This is a genomic window from Streptomyces sp. KL2 (assembly GCF_046529545.1).
Lineage (GTDB): Bacteria > Actinomycetota > Actinomycetes > Streptomycetales > Streptomycetaceae > Streptomyces > Streptomyces radiopugnans.
The window spans coordinates 510852-535424 of sequence record NZ_CP127170.1; the positions used below are offsets into that span (position 1 = coordinate 510852).

Consider the following 24573-nt stretch of genomic DNA (forward strand, 5'->3'; position numbering starts at 1 on the left):
CCTGAGGGCGGGTCATGCGGACGCTCCTTCCGCCGGCGCGGGCCTTCCGTGCGCCAGGGGCAGGGCGGCGAGGGAGAACAGCCGGTCGGCCTCGTGCAGCGGCAGCACGGTGGCCAGGAGCGCCTCCGCGTCCTCCCCGGGCAGCGGTGCGGGGCGGCCGGCCGCCCGGGCCGTCAGCACCGTCAGGACGGCCGTGAGCCAGGCGGGGTCGCCCCCGGGCGCGCCGCACAGCCGGCGGTCGCGGTTGTGCCACCACAGCAGCAGGCAGCTCGCGGCGGCGTGCACCCAGCACAGCCTCGCGGCCAGGTCCTGGTCGCGCAGCGGGTCGGCGCCCCGGCGGGTGCGCAGGGCGTGCCCCGACCAGGACACGGCCCGCTCCAGCCGGGTGACGGCCCGCGCCGCTCGCAGTTCGCCCGCCTTCTCCAGCACCTCCCTGGCCCCGGCGGCCACCGCCGGCACCGCGTCCAGCACCGGGTCCGGGCCGCGGTCGGACAGCTCCAGACGGTCCAGGCGCGGTTCGGGCAGCGGAGCGTCCAGCGTGCACGTCCGGGCGAGGGCGCCGGGGTCCGCGTCCGCCGCGGGCCGTGCGGCGGCCAGCCGGGCGAAGTGGGCGGCGACCAGGCGGAGGTTGGCCGTGGGGCTGGTGTCGATGTGGCGGACGACGGCGTTGTCCCGCCGCAGCGTGTCGAAGGCCGCGTACGGACCGTCGCGCAGCACCCCGCGGCTGCCGAGCACGTCCGCGCAGCGCGCGAGCGCCTCCTCACAGGCGTCGGTGAGGACCTTCTTGGCCACACTCGACCACAGGCTCTGGGCGGCGGGCAGCACGTGCAGACCGCGAGCAGCGGTCAGGGCCACCGCGTCCCCGGCCAGCAGCAGGGCCGCCGCGGTGGCCAGTTCGCGCCGGGTGCCCGGGTGCGCCAGCACCTCGCGGCCGGCCGCCCGGTGGGCGGCGGCGAAGTCCAGCGCCAGGCGCAGGCCGGTGTCGGCGCAGGCCAGGCCGGCCGCCGTGCTCATGGTGCGGACCACCTGCATGGCCTTCATCGCGGTCTCCAGGCCCCGGCCCGTCTCCCCGACCAGCGCGCTCCGCGGCACGGTGAGGCCGTCGAAGCGGAAACCGGCCAGATCGGCACCGCGCATGCCCGTGGGGCGGCGGGTGCCGCGACGGGCCGCGGCGGCCTGCTCACCGTCCAGCAGCAGCGCGGAGAAGGCGGCCGGGCCGCGCCCGCCGGTGCGGGCCACCACCAGCAGCCCGTCGCACCTCCCGCCGAGTCCGACCAGCCACTTCTCGCCGGTCAGCGCATAGCCGCCGGGGACCGGCTCGGCCCGCGTCTCGTTGGCGAGCAGGTCGCTGCCGTGGTCGGCCTCGGAGAGGGCGAAGCCGAGCGAGCCGCCCTCGTCCAGCAGCCGTACGACGTGCTCGCGCTGCCGGGGGGAGCCGGCGATCAGCACACAGGTGGCCGCGGTGATGCCGAACATGGTGGCGGGCATGATCGCCGCGTCCCGGCGGGCGGCGGTCCTCACCAGCATCAGCGTGGCGTCCAGGGCCTCCAGGGTGCCGCCGAGGGCGGCCGGGACGAAGGCGGTGCGCAGCCGCGGCCCGGCCTGTGCGGCCAGTGCGTGCGGCCGGGCGTCGGTGGCGTCCCGGCCGGCCGCGGCGGCGAACCCGAACGGGTTGCGCGCATCGCGCGGGTCGCCCAGCTCCTGTTCCAGGGCGGTGGCGGCGGCGTACCGCGGCCACCGGTCCGCGCCCGCCGTCATCGCAGCTCCCCTTCCGCGGCCGGCGGTGCGGGCCGGTACTCCGCGCAGGAGCGCGGCAGCCGCACCCCGGCGAGGGCCAACTGGTGCACTCGGGCGGTGTAGGCGGCGCCGCGCAGCAGGTGCCCGGCCACGTCCGCGGCCCGCCGGTTCTCCGGCGCCGCCAGATAGGTGCCGCGCGCCCAGGCGTTGAAGGCGCCCATGGCCGGACCGCACCACACCTGGAAGTCGGCGGTGCGGTCCGCCTCGCCGGTCACCGCCCATCGCGAGGCCATCCCCAGGTACCAGCGGAACAGCAGCGCCATCCGGCGGCGCGGGACGGCCGCCGCGCGCCGCAGCTGGTCGGGGTCGCGGCGGGCGAAGTACGCCTCGACCTCCTGCCAGACCTCCTCCACCGGGCGGCGGAAGATCTGCTTCTCCAGGCGGCGCAGCTCCTCCTCGGGAAGTGCCTCGATGCCGTCGTGGCGCTGGTACAGCTCGTAGAGGCGCTTGGCGCGCATCGGGAACAGGGTGCCCTTCTTGAGCACCTGGAGTTCCACCCCGAGTTCGAACATGTCGGCCGCGGGGGCCATTTCGCAGTCGGCCAGTCCCGCTTCGGCCAGCAGCCGCCGGGCGGGCTCGGAGGTGCCGGCCTCCAGGCACGACTGGTGCACCGAGCCCACCACGACGTAGTCGGCCCCCATGGCGTAGGCGGCGGCCGCCGCGTGCGGGGTGCCGATGCCTCCGCCCGCGCCGAGCCCCACCGGCACCGGGTAGCGCATCTCGCGCTGGATCGCGTCGCGCGTCTCCAGCAGCGCCGGGAAGAGCGCGGTGAGCGGGCGCCGGTCGGTGTGCCCGCCGGAGTCCGCCTCGGCGGTGACGTCGTCGGCCAGCGGCACGTACCGCGCCAGCTCCGCCTGTTCGGCGGTGATCAGCCCGCGGGCCAGCAGGTCGGCGGTGATCGCCTGTGGGGCGGGGCGCATGAACCGCTCGGCCACCTCCGGGCGCGAGACCTTGGCGATGAGCCGGTTGGCGGCCACCGCCCGGCCGTCGCGGCCCCGGCGCAGCCCGGCCACCCGGTAGCGCACCACGTGCGGGGTGAGGTCCAGGTAGGCCGATGCCTCGACGCACCGCACCCCGTGCCTGAGCAGCAGCTCCACCCCGTCGCGCTCCAGGGCGTCCTCGCTGGGGCTGTGGATGAGGTTGACCGCCCAGGGCAGGTCCGGGAGTTCGGCGGCGAAGCGGCGCAGCGCGCGGTCGATGCGCTCGGGCAGCAGGCCGGCCGCGCCGAAGGAGCCCAGGCAGCCGGCGCGGGCCAGGGCGATCACCAGTTCCTCGGAGGCTATGCCGCCGGCCATCGCGCCGCCCATGTAGGCCAGGCGGACGCCGTGCCGCTCGCGGAAGGCGCGGGAGCCCAGGCGCTCGGGTGGCAGCGGGCCGAGTGCGGCCAGGACCCGGGTGCCGGGCCCGGGCCGGGCAGTGGTGGCGCCGGGGCCGTTCGGGGTGTCGACGATGTAGCAGGGCTCCTCCAGCCGTTCCAGGACGTGCTGGATGCCGGCCGGGTCGGTGCGGGGCGTCCGGGGTGCGGTGCGGGCCCGGTGGTGGGCGCCGCCCGTCGTGGGGATGGTCATGCTCCGGTCTCCTTGTCCGTGCCGTCCTCCGCGTGGGCCCGTTCCGCCCGCGCGGCGGGGACGACCTCCACGGCCACGTCGGTGAGTTCGTAGATGCGCAGGCCCGGCTTCCAGACGGCGGCGTCGGCGACGACGACGAGGCGGCCGTCGTCCCGCCGGACCTCCTTGATGTGGGCCTCGAAGGTCATCTCGCCGTCGCCGCGCAGGATCTGGCCGCGGTACTTCCAGCCCATGGCGACGTCGAGGGGCACCCCGAACCGCACCGGCCCCATGCCGTCCGCCAGGCCGGAGTCGATGACGTGGACCTGGAGGGCCTGGATGACGGCCTCCACCCCCAGCGATCCGGGCATCACCGGATCGCGGTGGAAGTGGCAGTCGAAGTACCAGTCGTCGTCGGCCACGGTGCGGCTGCCGTGGATGTAGCCCTGACCGTGGACGCCGCCGCCGTCCACCACGGTCACCTCGTCGACCATCCGCAGGTGGTCGTCGGCCAGGCGCAGCCCGGTGCCGGGTTGGGGCCTGAACCAGCGGTCGTCGGAGCGGACGGCCAGGGTCCGCGTCCGGGCCGGGTCGAGGCCGGCCCGCTCGGCCTCCAGCCACGGCGGGACGTAGGTGCCGGAGTCCAGTCCGACCTGGTTGGAGAGCGCCTGCTCGGTGAAGTACCCGAAGAGCGACTCGCCCTCGTAGAAGACCTCGTCGTCGGCGAGCAGCCGGTAGCGGAACTTCTGGAGGGTGGCGCCCGGCACGGACTGGCTGGACAGCAGCTCCGACTCGTGCCGGACCGTCTTGCCGGCCAGTTCGGGGCGGCGCACGAAACGGGCGCGGCCGTCCAGGTTGCGGATCGACAGCTCCTCGTCCGGGCTGGCCAGGGTGGCGCCCAGGTAGTAGCCGAGCAGGATCGCCGCCTGCAGGGAGGTCTCCATCACCACGCAGTTGGGCATCTCCGGTCCGGCGGTGTCCCGGTAGTACCAGGCCTCGGGCGGGGAGTCGTACTCGGTGGCCATGGTGGCGCCGGGGCGCAGTTCGCCGCGGGTGCCGTCCAGCCGCATGATGCGGTCCACGAACCGGAAGTCGCCGTTGGGGATGTAGGGCGCGCGCCGGCCCGCGTAGATCTCGAACTCCGTGCCCATCGCCGTGCCCAGGTCGCCCTTGGCGGCGTGGGCGAGGTGGAGCTCGTTGATGAAGGCCGCCTCGCCGCGCTCGTTGCGGCGGCCGAGGAAGGCCGGGAGGCCGCCGGCCTCGGGCCGGTAGGCGGTGCCGGGCTTCTCCTGCACCCGCACCCCGAAGTTCCGCATGGCCACGATGGGCTTGTCACCGTCGTAGACGGTGATGTCGGCGACGACGGTGGGCCGCGGCAGCATGGTCAGCTCGGTGATCTCCACCTCGTAGCGGACCTCGCGGGTCCGCGGGGTGATCTGGCCGCGCACCTTGACCTCGGTCTCCAGGCCCGGCACCGCCTGGAACTCGGCGTCCGGGAAGACCAGGTGCATCCCCAGGTACATGGCGTACGTCTGCAGCAGCTGCACCCCGCCCTCGGCGATGAGCGACCCGGCCAGCACCGGGTCCCCGGTGAAGTGGCAGGTGAAGTACCAGCCCTCGGGGTCCAGCCGCTTGACGGCGGTGAGCGCGCCGAGCCGGCGCGGTCCGCCCAGCCGGTCGACGACCGGGATCTCGTCGATCATGCGCAGCATGTCCCCGGGCAGGCGCAGCGAGCGGTTGCAGCCGTCGGCGCTCTGGTCCCAGCGCGGGCCGAACACCTCCCCCGGGCGGCCCGCGGCCAGCAGCTCCAGGTCCTTCCCGGTCAGGGAGGTGCGGTCGGTGCGGGCCAGCGGCTTGAACCAGGCGGGCTCCATCGCCGCACGCCGCCTGCGGTCCGCGGCGTTCTCCACCACGCCCAGGGAGTCGGCGAGTTCGGCGGGGGTGAAGAACCCGGCGCAGGCGTCGAGCAGCTCCAGGATCAGCTCGCCGTCGGCGTAACAGCGGTAGTTGAAGAAGAACAGCAGGTTGTCGCCGTTCCACACGAAGCGGTCGATGCGGATGTCGTAGCGCAGCGTCTGCCCTTCGCGGGGCAGTCCTCCGTGGAAGACCAGGCGGCTGTCCAGCAGCCGGTAGACGCGCTCGCCGCGGGTGCGGAAGTCGATGCCCAGGTAGGCGATGAGGAGCATGTCGCACTGGCCGGCCTCGATGGTCACCGCACACGGGACCAGGCCGTCCACCGTGTACCAGGCGCCGACCGGGACGTCGTACTCGGTGGTGATCTCGGCGGGCTCGAAGCGCCCCGTCTCACCGGTGATCCGGGTGACCCGGCTGACGAAGAGGTACGGCGGCTCGGGCAGGCGGCAGCGCCGCGGGTAGGTGTCGACCTCGGCGAAGGCCGGGCCGAAGACCGGCGCGACCCGGCCGCGTGCGAACTCCAGCAGGTCCCGCTCGTCCCACAGTACGGTCTTCTCCCGCCCCGCGGACGCCGCGGGCACGACGGGCGGCGCGGCGGAGGCGGCGCCGGACTCCAGGGACCGCAGCGTGTTCTCGGTGAACGCGGCCTGCGCGCGCAGCGCGGCGCGGTGCGCGCGGGCGACGGTGGCCGCCATCGCCCGCAGCGGGGGCGCGGCGGGACGGGCCAGAGCCGCCGGACGGTACCGCTCGGGGGCGGAGCGCGGCAGCGGTTCGGGCAGGTGGACGAACGGCTCCTCCTCGATGACGATCCGCTCCGCGGCGGGGTCGGGGCCGGGGGCGGGGACGGGCTCCGGGGCGGGGAGCGGCGTCGCCGGGGACGCGGGTGGCATGGCCGTGGTCACCTCACTGGGCTGGATGTCCGGGGTGATCGGGGGGTGCGCGGGATGCTCGGGCAGGACCTCGGGCGGGTCGGGGGTGAGAACGGCGGCGGCCGCCCGTGCCGTCCGGTCCGCGATCGACTCGCCGCCGCACGGCACGGAGAGCACCGGTCCGGCCGGTGCGGCCGCCCGCGGCTGCGGCGCCAGTTCCTCCAGACCGACGGGCAGGCCGTGGGCGACCAGCCGGGCCAGTGCCTGGGCGAGCGCGGTGGCGGCCGGGGCGCCGCGCCGGTCGACCGAGACCGCCACGTGGTCGCGGCCTTTGAGGGTCTCGCCGATCCACCGGGTGCAGGTGGCGCCCGGACCGACCTCGACGAAGTAGCGGTAGCCGCGCTCGTGGGCGGTCTCGGTGAGCCGGACGAAGTCGATGGTGCTGCGCAGGGTGACCGCGATGCGCTGGGCGATCAGGCCCCGGTCGGTGGTGTCCACCCGGTCGTAGTCGTAGGCGGACAGCAGTTCCAGGGCGGGGTCCGGCGTACCGAGCGGGTAGTCGTTGAGCGCGGCCAGCGCGTCGAGCTCGGGGTCGACCACGGGGCAGTGCATCACGTGGTTGGCGGGCGCCTTCGCCGCCTGGCACCCCACCTTCCCGATCACCTGGGCGACCTGCTTCGGGTCGCCGGCGATCACCACCTCGCGCGGGGTGTTGACATGGGTGAGGAAGACCCGTTCCAGGCCGGCCATGGCCGAGCGCACCACGTCCGGCCCGGCGAGCAGCACCCGGGTCGCCCACACCTCGCCGTCCGGCACGGAGGCGGGGATGCCCCAGGCCTCGCGGACGCGCAGCTTCGGGCCGCGCAGCCGGTCGCGGAACAGCGGAGTGGCCGCAAGCGCCGCGTCGTCCCGGGCCGATTCGGCCCAGACCCCGCCGGCGAAGAGCATGCTGGACTCGCCCAGGCTGTAGCCGAAGCCGCCGTCGGGCCGGATGCCCAGCACGTCGCGCAGCAGCCGGGTGTGCAGCACCGCGAAGTTGGTGCCCGCGGCGAGCATCACCGGGATGTCGTCGATCAGGCGCTCCTCGTGGCGCATCAGGTCCCGGCGGCCGAGCGGGCCCCGGGCGCGGGGGTGGAGCGCGCGGTGCTTCAGCCGCCGGGCGGGGTGGTCGGCTTCCCGCTCGAAGCCGTCCAGGAGCCCGGGGAAGAGGCGGAACAGGTCTCGGCCGGCGCCGGGGTAGGTGGTGAACGCGCCGGGGTAGACGAAGGCGACCCGGCCGCCGGGGCCCATCGGACGCGCGGTGCAGTAGCTCCCGGAGGGCGTGGACCACTCGCCGCCCTCGGCGATGACGCGCGGCAGGTCGCGTTCGGCGGCGGCCAGTTCGCCGGCGAGCCGGCCGGCGTCGGCGGCGACCAGGACGGCGGTGTGGCGGGAGCGGCGGGCGGTCAGTTCCCGTACGGCCCGGTGGGTCACCGCCCGCGGTCCGTGCTCGGCGAGTTCGGCGGCGGCGGCGCGGGCCGCGGCGGCCAGCCCGGGGCCGTCGTCGGCGGTGAGCGGCAGCAGCAGCACGCCGGGGCCGTCGCGCCAGTCGGCGGCGGGACGTGCCGGGCCGGTGCCCTGCGGCATCCCGCGCAGCACCACGTGGGCGGCTGTGGCGCCGGCAGGGCCGGTGTCGCCGAGCAGGCTGAGCGCGGCGACGCGGGCGGCGCCGCGGCGGCGGACGGGCCAGGGCTGCGGCTCCCCCAGCACGGTGAAGCAGGAGTCCTCGAACGCGGGGTCCTGCGGGTCGGGCAGCAGGCCGTCCGGAGCGGCGGGGAAGTCGGCGTGGTGCAGGACCAGCGCGGCCGCGACCAGTGCGGCCAGCGGTGCCGCGCGCTGGGTGTCCCCCACCAGTGCTCCCGTGCTCCCCAGTACGCAGCCGTAGGGGTCGCCCGCGTCCGCCTCCCGGGCGGCCTGCGGGTCGGGCCGGTAGACGGCGGCCAGGGCCGCGGCCTCGCCGTGGCGGGCGGCGGGGGTGGCGCCGCCGAGCTCCAGGTATTCGACGTCGCCGGGGGAAACCCGGGCGTCGGCGAGGGCGGCGCGGGCGGCGGCGGCCACGGCGGGGCCGTGGCCCTGGCCGCCCTCACCGCTGTGCACGCGCAGGGCGTCCACCGTCGCGTACACCTTGCGGCCGGTCTCCCCGGCCCGGGTGACGACCACGGCCGCCGCCCCGTCACCGAGCGGCGGCGGCTCCTGGCCGTCGCGGGCGGCCAGCCGGGCCCGGGCCCGGGTGTTCTCCGCCCCGGCGGCCAGGTCCACCCCGCCCACCAGCACCGCCTCGACGGTCGGGTCCAGCAGCAGCAGTCCGGCCACCTCCAGCGCCCGGACCCCGGCCGTCCCGTCCGCGGCGACGGTGAAGGACGGCCCGGTGAGGTTGCGCGACGAGGACAGCCGGCTGGCCATGATGTTGCCGATGTAGCTGAGCACCTCGTTGGCGCCGATCGGCTCGTGCACGGCGCCGCGCACCGCCTCCTCCAGGCGGTCGAGCTCCTCCCGGCCCAGACGCACCCCGGCACGCTCGCACTCCGCGCGTACGTGGGCGCCGATGTCGAACCGGGCCCGGTGGGTGTGGGTGCGTGGTTCCATCTCCATCGCGACCACCACGCCGACCCTCCGCTCGGGCAGTTCGTCGGCCTTGGTGCCGGGCGGCGGAGCGGGGTAGCCCGCGTCGGTGAGGGCCTGTTCGGCGGCCTCGAACAGGGCCAGGTGCTGAGGGTTGGCCTGGGCCAGCTCGTTGGGCGGGATGCGGTAGACGCGGGGATGGACGTCGATGCGGTCCAGGTAGCCGCCCGGCACGGCGGAGTCCTGGGCGGGCGTGCCGGACAGCGGACCGCGGGTGAGCCCGTCCGCGCCGTACCAGCGGTGCGGCGGACGCTCGGTGAGGGCGGACCGGCCCGGACGCGCGGCGCGGTGCAGCGCGCCGGTGCCGGACAGCGCGCCGAGGCGGGCGCCCAGGCCGGTCACCGCGAGCCTGGCGAGAGGGCGCGGTGCGGGGGCCTGCGCGTCCGTCCCGGCGGAGGCGGACACGGGCGCGGGCGCGGACACGGGCATGGGAGAGGGCGCCGGGAGGGGTTCGGCGGCGGCCTCGGGGCCGGCCAGCACCAGATGGGCGTTGGTGCCGCCGAAGCCGAACGCGGAGACCGCCGCGCGGCGCGGCACCGCTCCCCGGGGCCAGGGCGTGTTCTGGCGCACGATCCGCTCGGCGGCCGCCTCGCCGCCCTTCGGGCGCAGGGGGTCGGTCACACCCGGTGTGGCGGGAACGGTGTCGTGCCGCAGCGCGAGGACGACCTTCAGCAGGCTGGTGAAGCCCGCCACGGTCAGCAGGTGCCCCACGTTGCCCTTGACCGACCCCAGCAGCGGCGGCACGCCGCCGTTCCCGGCGAAGAAGGCGGTCAGCCCGCGCAGCTCGGTGGCGTCGCCCAGCGGCGTGCCGGTGGCGTGGCACTCGATGTAGTCCACGGTGGCCGGGTCGATCCCGGCGTATGCCTGACGGTAGGCGGCCAGTTGCCCGGACTCGTTGGGGCTCAGCAGGTGGCGGCCGGCGCCGTCGTTGCCCAGGCCGACGGCCTCCAGCACCGCGTACACCCGGTCGCCGTCGCGCAGTGCGTCACGGAGCCGTTTCAGGACGACGACCCCGGCGCCCTGACCGGTGACGATACCGGTGGAGCGGCCGTCGAAGGGCTGGCTGACGCCGTTGTCCGGGTAGGCGCGGAGGTCGGAGAAGGAGAGGTGGATCAGCAGCGGGTCGGGCGCGCACACCGCTCCGGCGACCATGGTGTCGGCCCGGCCGGTGGCAAGGTAGTCCCGGGCCAGGGAGACGCCGTAGAGGGCGGAGGAGCAGGCCGCGTCCAGGGCCAGCCGGGGGCCGCCGAGGCCGAGGGCGTCGGCGGTGGTCACGGCGGGTCCCCCGAACGGCCACAGGTTCTCGGGGGCGGGTTCGGGGTCCGCGCCGGCCGGGGCCGCGGGCAGCGGCAGTCCTGCGCGGGAGAGGCCCTCGGTGACGGCCTGCCGCACCGGCGGGACGCACATTCGCACCGACTGCTCGGTGGGGAAGGCGTAGTTGCCCAGGACCAGGCCGGTACGCGCCAGGGCGTCGGGGCGGGTGTCCAGTCCGGCGTCGGCGAGCGCCAGGCGCACGGTGTGCAGGGACCACCGGACCACGCGGTCCAGGCCCGACAGGCGGTCGGCGGGCAGGCGCAGGCCGTCCAGGTCGATGGCGGGCTCGGTGACGAATCCGCCGCGCACGGCGGTGACGCGGTGGTCCGGATCGCCCCAGCCGCCCGGCACGTCGGGGCTGGTTCCGAAGACCTCCGGGCCGCCTTCGGTGCGGTGGTCCGTTCCGGCGAGCAGCCCGGTCCAGAACTCCTCGGGGCTGTGTGCGCCCGGGAGCAGACAGGCCATGCCGACGATGGCCACCGGCTCGTCCCGGTGAGGTGAACGCGACATTTCTCTCCGTGTCTTCCGCTCAGTGGTGGGTTCTGGGGCGGGCGGGAAGCCGGCCGGCGGCGGCCCGGCGGTGCGGGAGGGCGTCTGCCGCCCTCCCGCACCGCCGGCCGTCCGGGTCGTGCGCTCACGCGCTCATCCGGAGGTGGGACGGAACTTCGCCTCGAGGCCGGGGGCGTGGACGGCCTCGACGCCGCGGCACTCCAGCAGGACGCGTCCTTGCGGGGTGCACGCGGTGACGGTGCAGCGGATGCCGCCCGCGGTCTCCGCCACCCCGTCCACGACCACCAGGAACGTCTGCCCGCCGGGCAGTTCGGCGTGGCGCAGCACCTCGCCGATCGCGCTGGGCAGCACCGCCTGGCCGCGGTGCAGCCGGGCCCAGACCAGCACCGCCTGGAGCAGCAGGTCGGTCTGCACCGGGCTGTACCCGGGGGCCTGCCAGGCACCGTCGGCGATCGGCCGCTCGGGCAGCCGGCACGCCAGCACCAGCCTCTGCCCGTCGTCCAGGACCTCGGTCAGACCGCGCAGCCGGGGACCGTGGAAGAGGGTGCCGTCGGTGTACGCGGTGACCGGGCGCCCGGTGCCGGGCGCCGGCAGACCGGCCAGGGCCGGTGCGGGCGCCGGGGCACCGGCCACGGCCCGCGCCCGGTAGCGGGGCCGGCCCTCGCTGTCGTGGATCGCTACGTCCCAGGCCCCCGGTGTGCAGGCGGGCCGGACCGCCAGCCGCAGCCCCGCCGGCCGGTCGTCGTCCAGGACCAGGCCCTTGTGCACCGCGAAGCCGGTCACCCGGCCCACCGGGGTGCCGGGCAGCACCTGGTGGACGGCGTTGAGGACCGCTCCCAGCGCCGCCGTGGCGGGCAGCACCGGGTGGCCGCCGATGGCGTGGTCGGCGAGCACCGGGTCGCCGGCCAGGGGCGCCAGGGAGCGGTGGAGTTCCACTCCCCCGGCCGGGAACCCGGCGGGCTCCGGCGCGGACAGCGGGGTCACCGGGCCCACCACGCACACCGTGTCGCCACCGTGCTCGGCACCGAACTGCTCGGTGAAGTACCGGACCCCCTCCTCCAGGGGGATCAGCGGCACACCCCGTTCGGCGAACATCCGCTCCAGTTCCGGGGTGACCATGCCGCCGGCCCAGGCACCCCAGTTGACGGAGGTGATCCGGGCCCGGGGCGTCTGCCGGCGCAGCGCGCAGGCGAGCTGGTTGAGCGCCTCGTTGGCCATGGCGTAGTCGGACTGGCCGCGGTTGCCGAAGAACCCGGCGACCGAGGAGAACAGCAGCAGGTGACGCAGTCGCCCGGCGGGAAGCGCCTCCAGTACGTGGCGCAGCCCCGTCAGCTTGGTGTGCAGCACCCGGTCCACGTCCTCGCCGCGCTTGGCGGTGATCAGGGTGTCGGCGAGCACCCCGGCCCCGTGCACCACTCCGGTGACGCGGTCGGCGTAGGGGGCCAGGACCCGTGCCACGGCCTCGGGGTCGGTGATGTCCACCGCGGCGTACTCGGCCCGTGCCCCGGCCTCCTCCAGCTCCGCCAGGGTGCGGCGGATCTCCCGCTGCCCGGCCAGGTCGCGGGCGATGCGGCCGACCTCGCGGGGAGTCGGCTTGTGCCCGGCCCGCTTCAGCTCCGCGGCTGCGGCGGCCCGCAGCCCGCTCTCCGGTACCCCTTCGGCCCAGCCGGGCTCGTCGGCCAGTTCGGTGCGGCCGAGCAGCAGCAGCCCGGGACGGTGGGCGCGGGCCAGGCCGACGGCGCAGGCCGCGGTGACTCCGCGCGCCCCGCCGGTGACCACCAGCAGGTCCTGCGGACCGGGCTCGGGGGCGCCGGGCTCGCCGGGCAGGTCGCCGGGTGTCTCGGCCAGGTCCAGGGTACGGCGGGCGCCGTCCGCGGCGAGTCCCACCTGGACGGTTCCGGCGCAGGCGTCGTGCGCCTCGGCCAGGAGCAGCTCCGCGCACCGGTCGGCGGGCAGGTCCGGGTCCAGGTCGACCGCGCGGCACAGCAGCGACGGGGCCTCGATGGCGAGGGTCTTCACCAGGCCCGGGACGCCGCCCAGGACGGCCCGTTCCACACCGGCGGCGCCGGTCATGCCCATCCGCCCGTCGAGCCTGGTGACGGTGAGGAACGCCGCCCGGCCGCCGTCGGCCGCGCTCCGCTCCAGCAGGGGCTGGACGGAGCCGGCCAGCAGCAGGGTGTCCCGCAGCGCGGTGACCGCGGCCTCCTGCCCGTCGGCCTCGACCTCGGCGACCACCAGGTCCAGCCGGTCGCCGTCCCCGGGGGGACGGGTGCCGGTGCGGACCGTCCAGCCGCGGGCGCGCAGCGCGTCCGCGAGGGCCGCCAGGGGGCCGCTGCCGGTGTCACCGGCCAGGAGCGCGCACGGGGCGTCCCGGTAGGCGTCCGGCAGGAGGTCGGGGGCGGGCAGGGTGCGCAGCCGGGCGTGCCGCCGTCCCAGGCCCGGGCTCAGGCTTTTGGGGCGGACATCGCCTCCTCGGCGGCGGTGCCGGCGCCGGCGGCGCCGGAGACGAAGGCGATGATGTCGTCCAGGGTGCGCAGCTCGGCGAGCTTCTCGGGGTCGGCGGAGGCGGAACCGGGGAAGCGATCACGGAGCGAGCCCATGATCTCGACACGCTTGATGGAGTCGATGCCCAGGTCGGCCTCGACGTCCATGGAGGTCTCCAGCATGTCCACCGGGTAGCCGGTCTTCTCCGCGACGCTCTCCAGCAGTGCCTTGCGGACGTCCTCCTCGGTGACGACGGCGGCGGGGGCCGGGGCGGAAGCCGGAGCGGGAGTCTGCGCGACGGGGGCCGGGGCAGGAGCGGCAGGGGCCGGAGCAGGAGCCTGCGCGACGGGAGCCGGAGCAGGAGCCTGCGCGACGGGAGCGTACCGGGGCTCCGTCTCCGCGGGCGCGGCGGGAGCCGGCGGCAGGGCCGGGGCCCACTCCTGCGCGGGGAGCCAGTTCTGCGCCGGGGCGTAGGCGTGGGAGTCGGCGGCGACGGGCGCGATACCGCTCTCCAGCAGCGCGAAGCTGCGCAGCACCTCACTGGCCTGGGCATGGCTCTGCCCGATCGCCACGCCCTGCTGGCTGATGGCGGTGATGCCGGTGAGGACCTTGTCGTCGAGGGAGCCGTCCAGCAGGTTGGTCAGCCGCTCGGCCACTCGCAGCTGGCTGCCGAGGTACTCGCGGTGCATGGACAGGTGCTCCCAGGCGACCGCACCGGTGCCCGGAAGGCCGGCGGCGCGGGGTATGCCGCCCTGCGGGGCGGATGCCGCCGGGGCCGTCGCGGCGGCCGGCTCCTGCTGCGGTGCGGCGGGCTCGGTGCCGATCGCCGGGGCGCCCGCGGCGCCTTCGACGCGGTAGCCGTTCTCCAGGGCCTCCTGGTAGGCCTGCCTGCGCTGCTCGGAAACGTGGTTCACACCGTTCAACGGAATCGTCATCCCCTCTGCCGGACGGGCCGGCTCGATGTCAGCGGTGTAGCGGTTGCAGTCGGTCAGGGGCGCGCCGAGCACGAGGAGCCGTGCGGCGAGTTGCTTGAGCGCGCGGTCGCCGTCCCCCTTGGGGCCGGGGTCCGCGCTGAGGACGACGACGTCATCGCGGTCGGCGAGGGTGCGGCGCACCAGGCCGGAGAGAACCGACTTGGGGCCGAACTCCACGAAGACCCGGAAGCCGTCCTGGTACATCTCGGTGACCCGCGGGGCGAAGTGGACCGGGGCGGTGAGCTGGCCGACCAGCACCTCGCGGTTGCCCGCGATGCGCCGCCCGTAGGAGGCGCCGGGGGCGTCGGCGTACACCGGGAACGCCGGCGGGCGCACCCGGGTGGCCTCCACGGCTTCTTTGAAGGCATCCACCGCATGGGCGACGTAGCGGGTGTGGAAGGCGGCGGCGACGGGCAGTTCGCGGGCGGTCAGCCCCTCCCGGCCGCAGTCCTCGGCGAAGGCGCGCACCGCCTCCGTACCGCCGCCCACGACCACCTGGTCGGGGGCGTTGACGTTGCACACCTCGACGTCCTCGTGGCGGGCGGCGATCTTCTCGACCGTCTCCAGGTCCGCGGAGACCGCGGCCATGGTCCCGGGGTCCTCCGCTCCCTCGGGCCGCAGCGCCATCGCACGGCCGCGGGCCCGGGCCAGTCGGTGGAGGTCCTGGTCGGTGAGGCTGCCCGCCGCCCAGAGCGCGGTCAGCTCGCCGAAGCTGTGGCCGAGCGCTCCGTCGGGGGTGAACCCCAGTTCGTTCAGGTAGCGGTACTGGCCGGCCGAGAGCGCGCCGATGGCGGGCTGGGCGTAGTCGGTACGGCGCAGCGCGGCCTCCTGTGCCGCGCGGGTGTCGTCGTCGAAGGCCGGCGGCGGGAAGACGGTGCGGCCCAGCGGCCGGTCACCGGCGAACTCGGCGGCGGCCGCGTCGTACGCCGCGCGCACCGGGGGCACGGCCATGGCGGTGCGCGCACCCATGCGCAGGTACTGGCTGCCCTGCCCGGCGAAGAGCGCGGCCGCCTTCACCGGGCCGGCGCCGGCCCGTCCCCCCTCCCCGCCCAGGAGCGCGGTGCGCCGGTAGTAGGCGCCGCGCGGCAGGGTGAACTCCTCTGCTTCCGGCCGGGCACGCAGTTCCCGGGCGGCTGCGGCGCGCAGTTCGGCCGCCTCCTCGGCTCCAGAGGCCACCAGCGCCAGCCGGGCGTGACCGGCCGGAACCGGGTCGGTGCCGTCGGCGGGCGCGGCGTCCGACTCCAGCAGGTCCAGCAGCGCCGCCGGCTCCTCGGCGTGCCAGAGGTGGACGCGGGCGGCGGGGGCGAGGACGGCGAGTCCCTCGCCGTGCGGGTCGTGCTCCTCCAGCACGCAGTGGAAGTTGGTGCCTCCGAACCCGAAGGAGGAGACCGCGGCGCGGCGGCGCTCGCGCGCCGGGTCGGCGATCCACGGCTGGGCGAGGGTGTTGACGTAGAAGGGGGAATTGGGGAAGTCGACCGCCTCGCGGGGCCGTTCGACGTTGATGGTGGGCGGGAGCACCTTCTGGTGCAGCGCCAGCGAGAGCTTGATCAGCCCGGCCGCGCCGGCGGCCGCCTTGGTGTGCCCGATCTGCGACTTGACGCTGCCCACCGCCGCGAACTGCCGCTCCTCGGTCGCCGAGGCGTACACCTCGCGCAGCGCGGAGAGTTCGGTGAGGTCGCCGACGCTGGTGCCGGTGCCGTGGCACTCGACCAGGCCGACCTGCTCGGGTCCGAAGCCCGCGTCCTCGTAGGCCCGGCGCAGCGCGGTGACCTGGCCCTCCACGCGGGGGGCGTAGATGGACTTGAAGCGGCCGTCGCTGGAGGTGCCGATGCCGCGCAGCACGGCGTAGACGCGGTCGCCGTCACGCTCGGCATCGGCCAGGCGCTTGAGGGCCAGCATTCCCAGCCCCTCGCCGATCAGGGTGCCGTCGCTCTCCTCGTCGAACGGCCGGATGCGGCCCGACCGGGAGAAGGCCGGGGTCTTGGAGAAGCACATGTACATCAAGATCGTGTTCTCCGCGTCGCAGCCGCCGGTGAGCATCAGGTCGGCACGGCCGGACACCAGTTCGGAGACGGCCATCCGCACGGCGGCCAGCGAGCTGGCGCAGGCCGCGTCCACGGTGCAGTTGGTGCCGCCGAGGTCGAAGCGGTTGGCGATACGCCCGGCGACGACGTTGCCGAGCATCCCGGGGAAGGAGTTCTCCTCCCAGGGGGCGAAGGCCTTGGTGAACTTGTCGGCGATCTCCTCGGCGTCCCGCTCGGTCAGGCCGCAGCTGCGCACCACCTCCTTGAGCACCGGCGTCTGCAGGCGGGTGGCCAGGGGCTGGGTGAGGGAGTTGGCTCCGGTGATGCCCAGGATGCAGCCGGTGCGGGAGGCGTCGTACCAGCCGGAGCCGGGCGCCCCGGCGTCCTTGAGGGTCTGCTTGGCCACCACCAGGCTGAGCAGCTGGAGGACGTCGGTGACCTCCAGGGTGTTGGGCGGCAGGCCGAACTCCATCGGGGAGAACGGGACGGTGGGGATGAAGCCGCCGCGTTTGGCGTAGGTCTTGTCCGGCTTGGACGGGTCGGGGTCGTAGTAGTCGGAGATCTTCCAGTGGGACTCCGGGACCTCCTCGATGCAGTCGTTGCCCTCGGCGAGGTTCTTCCAGAACTCGTTCAGGTCGCCGGAGCGCGGATAGAGGGCGCCCAGACCGACGATGGCTATCGGGGTGTCGGAAAGTTTCCTGGCGGAAGGTTGCTGAACCATGGGGACTCCAACCTGTGTCGGGGAGAGCTCCTGTGTGGCGGGCAGCGGCGGGCGCCCTTCATCCCGGGGCGGGGGCCGTCTCGGGGACCGCCGCGGCGGCGATGCGCCGCAGGGCCTCCGGGTCGCGCAGCATCGAGTAGTGGTCCCCGGGGGTGAGCCCGGTGTCGAGGTCTCCTCCGAGCCCGGACCAGCCGAGCGGTTCGGGGGTGGCGAGGAGGCCTCGCTCGGGGCGCAGCAGGACCAGGGGCAGGCCGACGGGGCGCGGCCGGTGTGCGGCGGCCAGCCGGTTGTTGCGCCGGAGGCCGTCGAGGTAGGTGTCGTAGACCTTGCGCAGGCCCGGGAGGGTGGTGCCGGGCCGCAGGATGCCGCTGTCCAGCCCGGCCCGCAGCACCTGCTCCAGCGCCGCGTCCGGCCGGCCGGCCGGGTCGTCCGGGAAAGCGGTGGGCAGGGCGCCCGGATCGCCGCCGCGTTTGGCGGCCAGGTACATGCAGAACCAGGGCAGGGCCAGTCCGTGCCCGATGGCGTCCTCGGGCTGTACGTAGCCGGGCACCGGCGCGATGCTGTCCAGCAGCACCAGCCGGCGGGGCCGCTCGTCCTCCTCGAGCAGGCCGGTGAGCGCATGGCCGACCACCCCGCCGAAGGACCAGCCGAGCAGGACCCAGCGCTCCGACAGCAGCCCTCGGGCGCGTAGTTCCTCGGCGGCCCGGGCGGCGAGCCGGTCGATCGAGGTGGTGACGCGTCCGCTGTCCAGCGCGGCCCGGAAGTACTCGGGGATCTGCTCGAGGTCCACCACGTGCAGCCCGGTGCCGGGCGGGAGCGCGTCGGCCAGGCCCGCGTAGTCGGCGGTGGGGAGGGCGCCGGGGTGGATCACCAGGACCCGGGCGCGCTCCGGTGCCGAGCCTCTTCGGAACGCCCGGACGAGTTCGGGCCGGGGGCGTTCAGGCCGCATGCTCGGCCTGCTTCTCGGCGATGTAGCGGGACAGCTGCGCGATGGTCGGGTGGTACCACAGCGCGGTGGTCTCCAGTTCGAACCCCAGCCAGTCCTCCAGTTCCCCGGAGAGCACCAGCGCCTCGGTGGAGTCCAGGTCGAACTCGTCGAAGTACTGCTCGGGGTCGACCTCGGCGGGCGCGACGCCCAGCTTGTGGGCGACCTTCTCCAGCAGCCACTCCTGGACGGCCTCGGTGGTGAGCGGTTCCGCAGTGGTCCGGGCGGTCTCGGCGGACGGGGTGTCGGACACGGGTTCTCTCCTTCTGGTCGGCCTCGGGGGCCGGGACGGGGCCGCGGCGTCGGCGGCCTGGATTCCGAGCATCTGGGTCAGTTCCGCCACCAGCCACGCGGCGGCCGGGCGGGCGGAGACCCGGCGGTACGCGTGCTGTGCCGGCACGGGGTCAGGCGGCCGCGTCGCGGGACCTGCGCATCGCTTCACGGATCGCCTCGGCCGCCGCGAGGCCGGAGTCGAACGCGGACTCGTGCAGGCCGATGACGTCCGGGCCGAGTTTGCGCGAGTGGAAGTAGGAGCCGGCGAACATCAGGCGTCCGGCGGGGTCGTTGAGGGAGTAGATCTCGCTTTGGAGCCTGCGGGCCTCCATGGTGAAGACCGGGTGCCGGTAGGAGATCTCCTCGATGACGTGTTCGTCGCGGATGTCCACTCCGGAGTCCAGGGTGAGGAAGTAGTCCCTGGTGCCCTCCAGGCACTGGAGGTCGTTGAGGTAGTAGTTCACCCAGGAGATCTGCCGGCCGTCCTGGTTCCTCCGGCCGTAGTTCCAGCTCCGCCAGGCGGTCCGGTCGTCCGGCATCACCGACGTGTCGGTGTGCAGGGTGGCGCGGGTGGGGTGGTAGGCGAACGCCTCCAGCATCCGCTGCCGCGGGGCGGGGTTCTCCAGCATCCTCAGGGAGTCGTCCGCGTGGGTGGCCAGGACCGCGTAGTCGAAGCGCTCGGCTCCGGCGGCGGTCCGCACCACGACGCCGTCCGGCTCCTGCCGCACGCCCACCACGGGGGTGGCCGGCCGTATCCGGGCGCGGGCCGCGCGCAGCCGGGCGGCCGCGGCGCGGACGTAGGAGACGCTGCCACCGGTCACCGTCCGCCAGGGAGCCGTCCGGCCGCCCAGGCCCTCGGCGCCGTGGGCGAAGAAGAAGGCGATCACCGTGGAGGCGGGCATGTCCCAGATGCGGTCGGCGGGCACCGACCAGGCCGCGGTGGAGATGAGCACGATGAAGCCGTACCGGAACTCCTCCGAGTAGCCGTTCCGGTCGAGGTACTCGCCCAGCGGGATGTCGGCCTGCTTGCGGATGAAGTGCCTGGGGGACTCCTCGAGGAAGCGCCGGGCCTCCTGCCACAGACGGACGAACTCGTCCGGGTACCGCGCCCGCACCTCCTCCTCGGGCTGCTCGAAGTCGTCGGAGACGTAGGCGCTCCTGGCGTCCAGGTCGAAGAAGCAGAACTTCCCCGGGTGGCTCTGGGTCGCCACGCCCAGGTCGGCGAAGAAGCGGGTGATCTTCGGGTAGTGCGGCTCGTTGTAGACGATGAAGGCGGTGTCCAGCCCGAAGGTGCGGCCGGCGTCCTCCACCTCGACCGTGTTGGCGTGCCCGCCCAGCCGCGGCTCGGACTCGAACAGCGTCACCTGGGCGTCCTCGCACAGCCCACAGGCTGCCGATATGCCCGCCGCCCCGCCTCCTATGACGGCGACCTGCGGTTTCATCGATATCTCCTCACGGGACTCAGGGAACCGGACACGGTTGTCCGGCATTCGACGGACAGGGTGAACACAGAGTTCTCCTCGCATTGCTCCCACATCTCCACACGGACGGGGTGTGAGTGGGCAGGCTGCTTCGGACCGCCCGGCAGGAGCCGACGGCTTCATCCCTTAATTCATTTCAGCGCAGGGCAGGGCGGGGCAGCCCGATTCAGGCGGCCGACACCATATGCCCGACTCCCGCCCCGGGGCAGGACGGATTTATTACCGACCGATTCCGGAGCCGGAGGGAGAGGGAAAGGGCTACCCGCGTAGAAGAATTGGCTCGGACACTCCGGTGAAAGTGGGAACTAGAGTGTTGCGACGAGGCACACCCGGCCGCTCGGACCGCCTTCGCAGGAGCCCGGACCCCACCCCGGTCCGGCGGACGCGGACGGCCCGCCGCCGAGTGGAGCGACCGGGGAGGAATGCCTCGACCGGAATTCCGGAAGGGAGTGAAGGGTCCCCCGGCCGGCGGACCGGGGGCCCCGCCCCCGGCTGTCGAACAGCCCGGACCGGCCGACCGAGCCGGCCAACTGGGCCTCGAACGAATGCTTTTGACGCATCGTCACCGATGCGCGAACCTCCGTGCCACCCTTCTCAGAGGCCGGAGGTCCCGGGTAACAGGCCGGGTAACCGGCCTTCGCCGCGAGAGCTCGGAGCGATCCGCACGGGCAGCCGGCGCGAACCGCCGCCCGCCGCCCCACGACACCTCCCGGCCGTCGGCGTCCGGCCGGACACCCCGGCCTCCGCAGCACCGCGGGGAAAGAGCCTCGGGCCATCCCCCGACGAACCGCTCGAACCGAATACGCCAGGAGCCCCCGTGAGTGTCTCGGCGGTCACTGACCTCCACCTCCGCGTTTTCAGAGATGAAACACCACTCCAGGCCCCCGCTGCGTCCTGGAACGGGCATGACCTTAGCAGGGAACACACGAGCCACGCATCAAAAGAACACATTTTTTCTCACGTTGTTAATAATTCGACACAGCGTCAACATGGCGTCATCGGTGCACCTCTGATACACACGCTGACCTCGGGTTCTCCGACAGACGGGCGAGTGTGTCCGCGTTTGCGCCCCGTCCACTTCCCGCTCCCCTGTTGTTTATTTATGAACGTCCCATGATCGATTTCGCACACGGCCTCGGCCCGGCGGCCGGAGGACCGGCCGGGGCGCCGGAGGGACCGGCGCGGAGCTACGGTGGGGATGAGGCTGCCAGTGCCCCGGGAAGGGAGCTGCACGGTGACCCACGGCATGCGCGACACGGCTCTCACCGGCCTCCGCGCCGGCTTCGCCGGCCGTGTCCTCACTCCCGGCGACGCGCCCTACGACGAGGCCCGCAAGGTCTTCAACTCGATGATCGACCGGCGCCCCGCCGTCATCGCCCAGTGCGAGACCGAACGCGACGTGGCCGAGGCGATCCGCTTCGGGCGGGAGAACGGTCTGGAGGTCGCGGTCCGCGGCGGCGGACACAGCGTCGCGGGCATGGCCCTGACCGAGGGCGGCATCGTCATCGACCTGCGGCGCATGCACACGGTCGTGGTCGACCCCGGCAGGCGCACCGTGCGGGTCGGCGGCGGCGCCGTCATGAGCGATCTGGACCGGGCCACCGAGCCGTACGGTCTGGCGACGACCGGCGGCCGGGTCTCCACCACCGGGGTGGGCGGGTTCGTGCTGGGCGGCGGGTCGGGCTGGCTGGACCGCAGGTTCGGTCTGGCGAGCGACAACCTGCTGTCCGCCGAGCTGGTCACCGCGGACGGCCGCACCGTGCGCGCGAGCGGGCAGGAGAATCCGGAGCTGTTCTGGGCGCTGCACGGCGGTGGCGGCAACTTCGGCGTGGCCACCTCCTTCACCCTGCGGCTGCACCCGCTTCCGGTGGTGACCGCGGCCCTGCTGATGTGGCGGCCCGAGGCGGGTCCGGAGGTGGCGCGGACCTACCGAGGCTTCATGGAGTCCGCCCCGGACGAGGTCGGCGGGGGGCTCATCTACCTGACCGCGCCGCCCGAGGAGTTCGTTCCCGCGGACATGGCCGGGAAGCTCGTCTGCGCGGTGCTGGTCACCTACGCGGGCGGGATGCAGGAGATGCGCGACGTCGCCGAGCCCGTGCTCGACATGGACCACGACGCCGAGATGGCCGCCGAGCTGTCCTACGCCGACCTGCAGTGCATGCTCGACGACCCGCCCGGTTACCGGAACTACTGGTCGGCCGAGTACCTGGCCTCCTTCCCGGACCCGGCCGTGGAGGCCTTCTGCGCCCGCGCCGGCGACCTGCTCGTGCCCTCGCCCTCCCAGCACGTGCTCTTCCCCCAGGGCGGCGCGGTCGCGCGGGGCCCGGGGGACCACCCGATCCCCTGGCGGCGGGCGCCGTGGGTGGTCCACCCCTTCGGGCTGTGGGAGGACCCGGCCGACGACGAACGCGTCAGGCGGTGGGCCCACGACGTGCGCGCCGACGTCAGGCCCTGGTCGACCGGCGCGGTCTACCTCAACTTCATCGGCCACGAGGGCGAGGACCGCGTCGTAGCCGGATTCGGGCCGGACAACCACCGGCGGCTGGCCGCGGTCAAGGCCGAGTACGACCCCGGCAACGTCTTCCGGCTCAACCACAACATCAGGCCCCGCTGACACCACGCCACGCTCGCCGGCGTCGGCCCGCGCACGGTCGAGGAGGTCCTCACCGACCGCGACCTCGCCTGTGGCGCCCGGCCGTCCCGGGCAGGGCGGTCAGGTTCCCGCGGAGACGAGGGACCGCCCCAGGGCGGCGAGCACCGACGGATCGACGCGGTAGTACACCCAGGTGCCGCGGCGCTCGGAGGTGAGCAGACCGGCTTCGCGGAGCTTCTTCAGGTGGTGGCTGACGGTGGGCTGGGAGACGCCGACGTCGGAGATGTCGCACACGCAGGCCTCGCCGCCTTCGTGCGAGGCCACCAGGGAGAACAGCCGCAGCCGCACCGGATCGCCCAGCGCCTTGAACATCGCGGCGGTCCGCTCGGCCTCCTCGGCCGTCAGCGGGCGCTCGGTCAGCGGCGGGCAGCACGGCTCCACCTTCGGAACCGACGGCGCCTTCATGTTCGACATGCCCTTATGTTGACACATGTCGAATCAACCGGACCAGGTCGCACGGTCCGCGGGACCACCCCGGTCACCGTCCGCGTGCACCCCGTCCACGGTTCCCGTGGCGGCGTGGCCGTAGAATGCCCGCGTGAACCGGCGACCGCATCCACCGATCCGCCCCCACCGGGCCCGGGTCCGCACGGTGCTGCTGGTTCTGGCGGTGCTGGCCGGAGTGGTGGCCATGCACGGCCTGGGCCCGGTCGGCGCGGTCGCCCCGCCGGACGCACCTCGCACCGCCCTCGCGTCCGCCGGTCACGCGACGCCCGGAGAGGCGGACACCGCCGCGCACGGCTCCCCCGGCGCCGCCGCGGACGATGCCTGCGCGCACCCGGGCCACGGGACGAACGGGCACCCGAACCACGCCGACGCCACCTGCGCGGCCGTGGGCACCTCCGGCCCGCCCGTCCTGCCGACGCTCCTCGCCTCCGCCGCCCCGGCCGCGGATGCGGCCGCCGCGGGGCCGGCGCCCTCGGCGGCCCTCTCCGGCCGCGCTCCTCCGTCACTGAGCGAACTGCAACTCCTGCGCATATAGAAGCCGCCGCGCGGCCCCGCCCCGCCCCGGGGCCCGGTACCGCGCGCGACGCGCCCTTCACTCCCCGCATCCGGGGATTTCCCTCCCACAGCAGGAGTTCGTATCACCATGACCGCACACCGCTCCGTCCTGCGCCGCGCCGCTCTCGCGGTGACCGCCGCGACCGCCGCCGCAGTCCTGACCGCCTGCGGTTCCCAGGAGCCCTCTCCCGCGGGCCACGGCGGCCACGGCGGCAAGCCCGCCGCGGGCGCCTCCGCCCCGACCTCGGCCGGCTCCCACAACGCCGCCGACGTCTCCTTCGCCCAGGGGATGATCCCCCACCACCGGCAGGCGGTGGTGATGGCCGAGATGGCCGAGACCCGGGCCGCCTCGCAGGAGGTCAAGGACCTGGCGGCCGAGATCAGGAAGGCCCAGGACCCGGAGATCGAGACCATGTCCGGATGGCTGGAGTCCTGGGGCGAGCAGGTGCCCCCGGAGACGGAGGGCACGTCCGGGACGGACCACTCCGGCCACGGCTCCCACGGGATGGACGGGATGATGACCCCCGAGGAGATGTCGGAGCTGGAGAAGTCCTCCGGCAAGGCGTTCGACACAGCCTTCCTGGAGATGATGATCGAGCACCACAAGGGTGCGGTGGCCATGGCCGGGGACCAGAAGGAGAACGGCTCCTACGGCCCGGCGAAGGCCATGGCCGACGACATCGTCACCGCCCAGAACGCCGAGATCGACACGATGGAGAAGCTGCTCGGCCGGAAGTAGGGCCGGCCCCGGGGACCGGGATCCGCGTGGCACGGATCCCGGTCCCCGGTTTACCAGCCGCTTCGGGGTGTTACCCGTCCGCACGGTATCGCGGGTTCTCCGGTCGCTGCGTACCGGAAGCCCGCAGGATCGAACAGAACCGCGCGAAAGGGGACAACCATGACGACGATGGTCAGCGAGATGCTGCGCACCTACCCGGCCGACCTCGGCGGTGTGAACCGCGAGGCCATGGAGCGCTGCATCGCCGAGTGCTTCGACTGCTCGCAGGCCTGTACGGCCTGCGCGGACGCCTGCCTGTCGGAGGACATGGTCGCCGAGCTGCGCAAGTGCATCCGCACCAACCTGGACTGCGCGGACATCTGCGAGGCCACCGGCAAGATCCTGTCCCGGCACACCGGCTACGACGCCAACATCACCCGCACCCAGCTCCAGGCCTGCGCCATGGTCTGCAAGTCCTGCGCGGAGGAGTGCGAGCGCCACGCCGACATGCACGAGCACTGCCGCGTCTGCGCCGAGGCCTGCCGCCGCTGCGAGCAGGCCTGCAACGAACTGCTGGCGACCCTGTGAGACCGGGGAGCGCCGTCCTCCGCCGCCCCGGCCCCAGCGGCCGGGGCGGCGCGACGGC

The 24573-nt window shown here is 74.5% G+C and carries 13 protein-coding genes; 4 read left to right on the forward strand and 9 right to left on the reverse strand.

What is annotated here, in order from left to right; genetic code table 11:
• Positions 1-12: 12 nt before the first annotated feature.
• The 8 genes from QPK52_RS02375 to QPK52_RS02410 all read right to left on the reverse strand — a co-directional run bounded on the left by QPK52_RS02375 (position 13) and on the right by QPK52_RS02410 (position 19515).
• The gene (locus QPK52_RS02375; protein WP_410535244.1) at positions 13-1758 is read right to left on the reverse strand and encodes an acyl-CoA dehydrogenase; all 1746 of its coding nucleotides are present in this window, start codon (positions 1756-1758) and stop codon (positions 13-15) included.
• The gene (locus QPK52_RS02380; RefSeq protein WP_410535245.1) at positions 1755-3365 is read right to left on the reverse strand and encodes a PfaD family polyunsaturated fatty acid/polyketide biosynthesis protein; all 1611 of its coding nucleotides are present in this window, start codon (positions 3363-3365) and stop codon (positions 1755-1757) included. Before QPK52_RS02380 ends, QPK52_RS02375 begins: the two co-directional genes overlap by 4 nt.
• Positions 3362-10612 carry a beta-ketoacyl synthase N-terminal-like domain-containing protein gene (locus QPK52_RS02385; protein WP_410535246.1) on the reverse strand — a complete coding sequence of 2417 codons (7251 nt, stop codon included), beginning with the start codon at positions 10610-10612 and terminating at the stop codon, positions 3362-3364. Before QPK52_RS02385 ends, QPK52_RS02380 begins: the two co-directional genes overlap by 4 nt.
• A gap of 132 nt (positions 10613-10744) precedes the next feature.
• On the reverse strand, positions 10745-12847 hold the full coding sequence (locus QPK52_RS02390; RefSeq protein ID WP_410535247.1) for an SDR family NAD(P)-dependent oxidoreductase: 2103 nt from the start codon (positions 12845-12847) through the stop codon (positions 10745-10747).
• 209 nt (positions 12848-13056) lie between these two features.
• Entirely contained in the window at positions 13057-16815 is a 3759-nt protein-coding gene (locus QPK52_RS02395) for a beta-ketoacyl synthase N-terminal-like domain-containing protein (RefSeq protein WP_410535248.1), read from the reverse strand.
• A 58-nt stretch (positions 16816-16873) separates the two neighbouring features.
• Complete coding sequence (locus QPK52_RS02400; protein WP_410535250.1) at positions 16874-17764, reverse strand: thioesterase domain-containing protein; 891 nt, start codon at positions 17762-17764, stop codon at positions 16874-16876.
• Positions 17754-18053, reverse strand: coding sequence for an acyl carrier protein (locus QPK52_RS02405; protein ID WP_245770085.1), 300 nt, complete (start codon positions 18051-18053; stop codon positions 17754-17756). The genes QPK52_RS02400 and QPK52_RS02405 overlap by 11 nt, the downstream gene beginning before the upstream one ends.
• A 151-nt stretch (positions 18054-18204) precedes the next feature.
• Positions 18205-19515, reverse strand: a complete 1311-nt coding sequence (locus QPK52_RS02410) for an NAD(P)/FAD-dependent oxidoreductase (protein WP_410535251.1) — start codon at positions 19513-19515, stop codon at positions 18205-18207.
• Positions 19516-20752: 1237 nt separating this feature from the next.
• Between QPK52_RS02410 and QPK52_RS02415 the strand changes: the two genes are divergently transcribed.
• Positions 20753-22168: an FAD-binding oxidoreductase gene (locus tag QPK52_RS02415; protein WP_410535252.1), complete on the forward strand. Its 1416-nt coding sequence runs from the start codon at positions 20753-20755 to the stop codon at positions 22166-22168.
• Between the two features lie 99 nt (positions 22169-22267).
• On the opposite strand, the gene QPK52_RS02420 is transcribed toward QPK52_RS02415, so the two are convergent.
• Positions 22268-22621 carry an ArsR/SmtB family transcription factor gene (locus tag QPK52_RS02420; RefSeq protein ID WP_410535253.1) on the reverse strand — a complete coding sequence of 118 codons (354 nt, stop codon included), beginning with the start codon at positions 22619-22621 and terminating at the stop codon, positions 22268-22270.
• Positions 22622-22745: 124 nt separating this feature from the next.
• Here QPK52_RS02420 and QPK52_RS02425 point away from each other — a divergent pair, with 124 nt between their 5' ends.
• The 3 genes from QPK52_RS02425 to QPK52_RS02435 all read left to right on the forward strand — a co-directional run bounded on the left by QPK52_RS02425 (position 22746) and on the right by QPK52_RS02435 (position 24515).
• Positions 22746-23189: a DUF6153 family protein gene (locus QPK52_RS02425; protein ID WP_410535254.1), complete on the forward strand. Its 444-nt coding sequence runs from the start codon at positions 22746-22748 to the stop codon at positions 23187-23189.
• 108 nt (positions 23190-23297) lie between these two features.
• Positions 23298-23948, forward strand: a complete 651-nt coding sequence (locus tag QPK52_RS02430; RefSeq protein ID WP_410535255.1) for a DUF305 domain-containing protein — start codon at positions 23298-23300, stop codon at positions 23946-23948.
• Positions 23949-24107: 159 nt separating this feature from the next.
• Positions 24108-24515: a four-helix bundle copper-binding protein gene (locus QPK52_RS02435; RefSeq protein ID WP_410535256.1), complete on the forward strand. Its 408-nt coding sequence runs from the start codon at positions 24108-24110 to the stop codon at positions 24513-24515.
• Positions 24516-24573 lie beyond the last annotated feature (58 nt).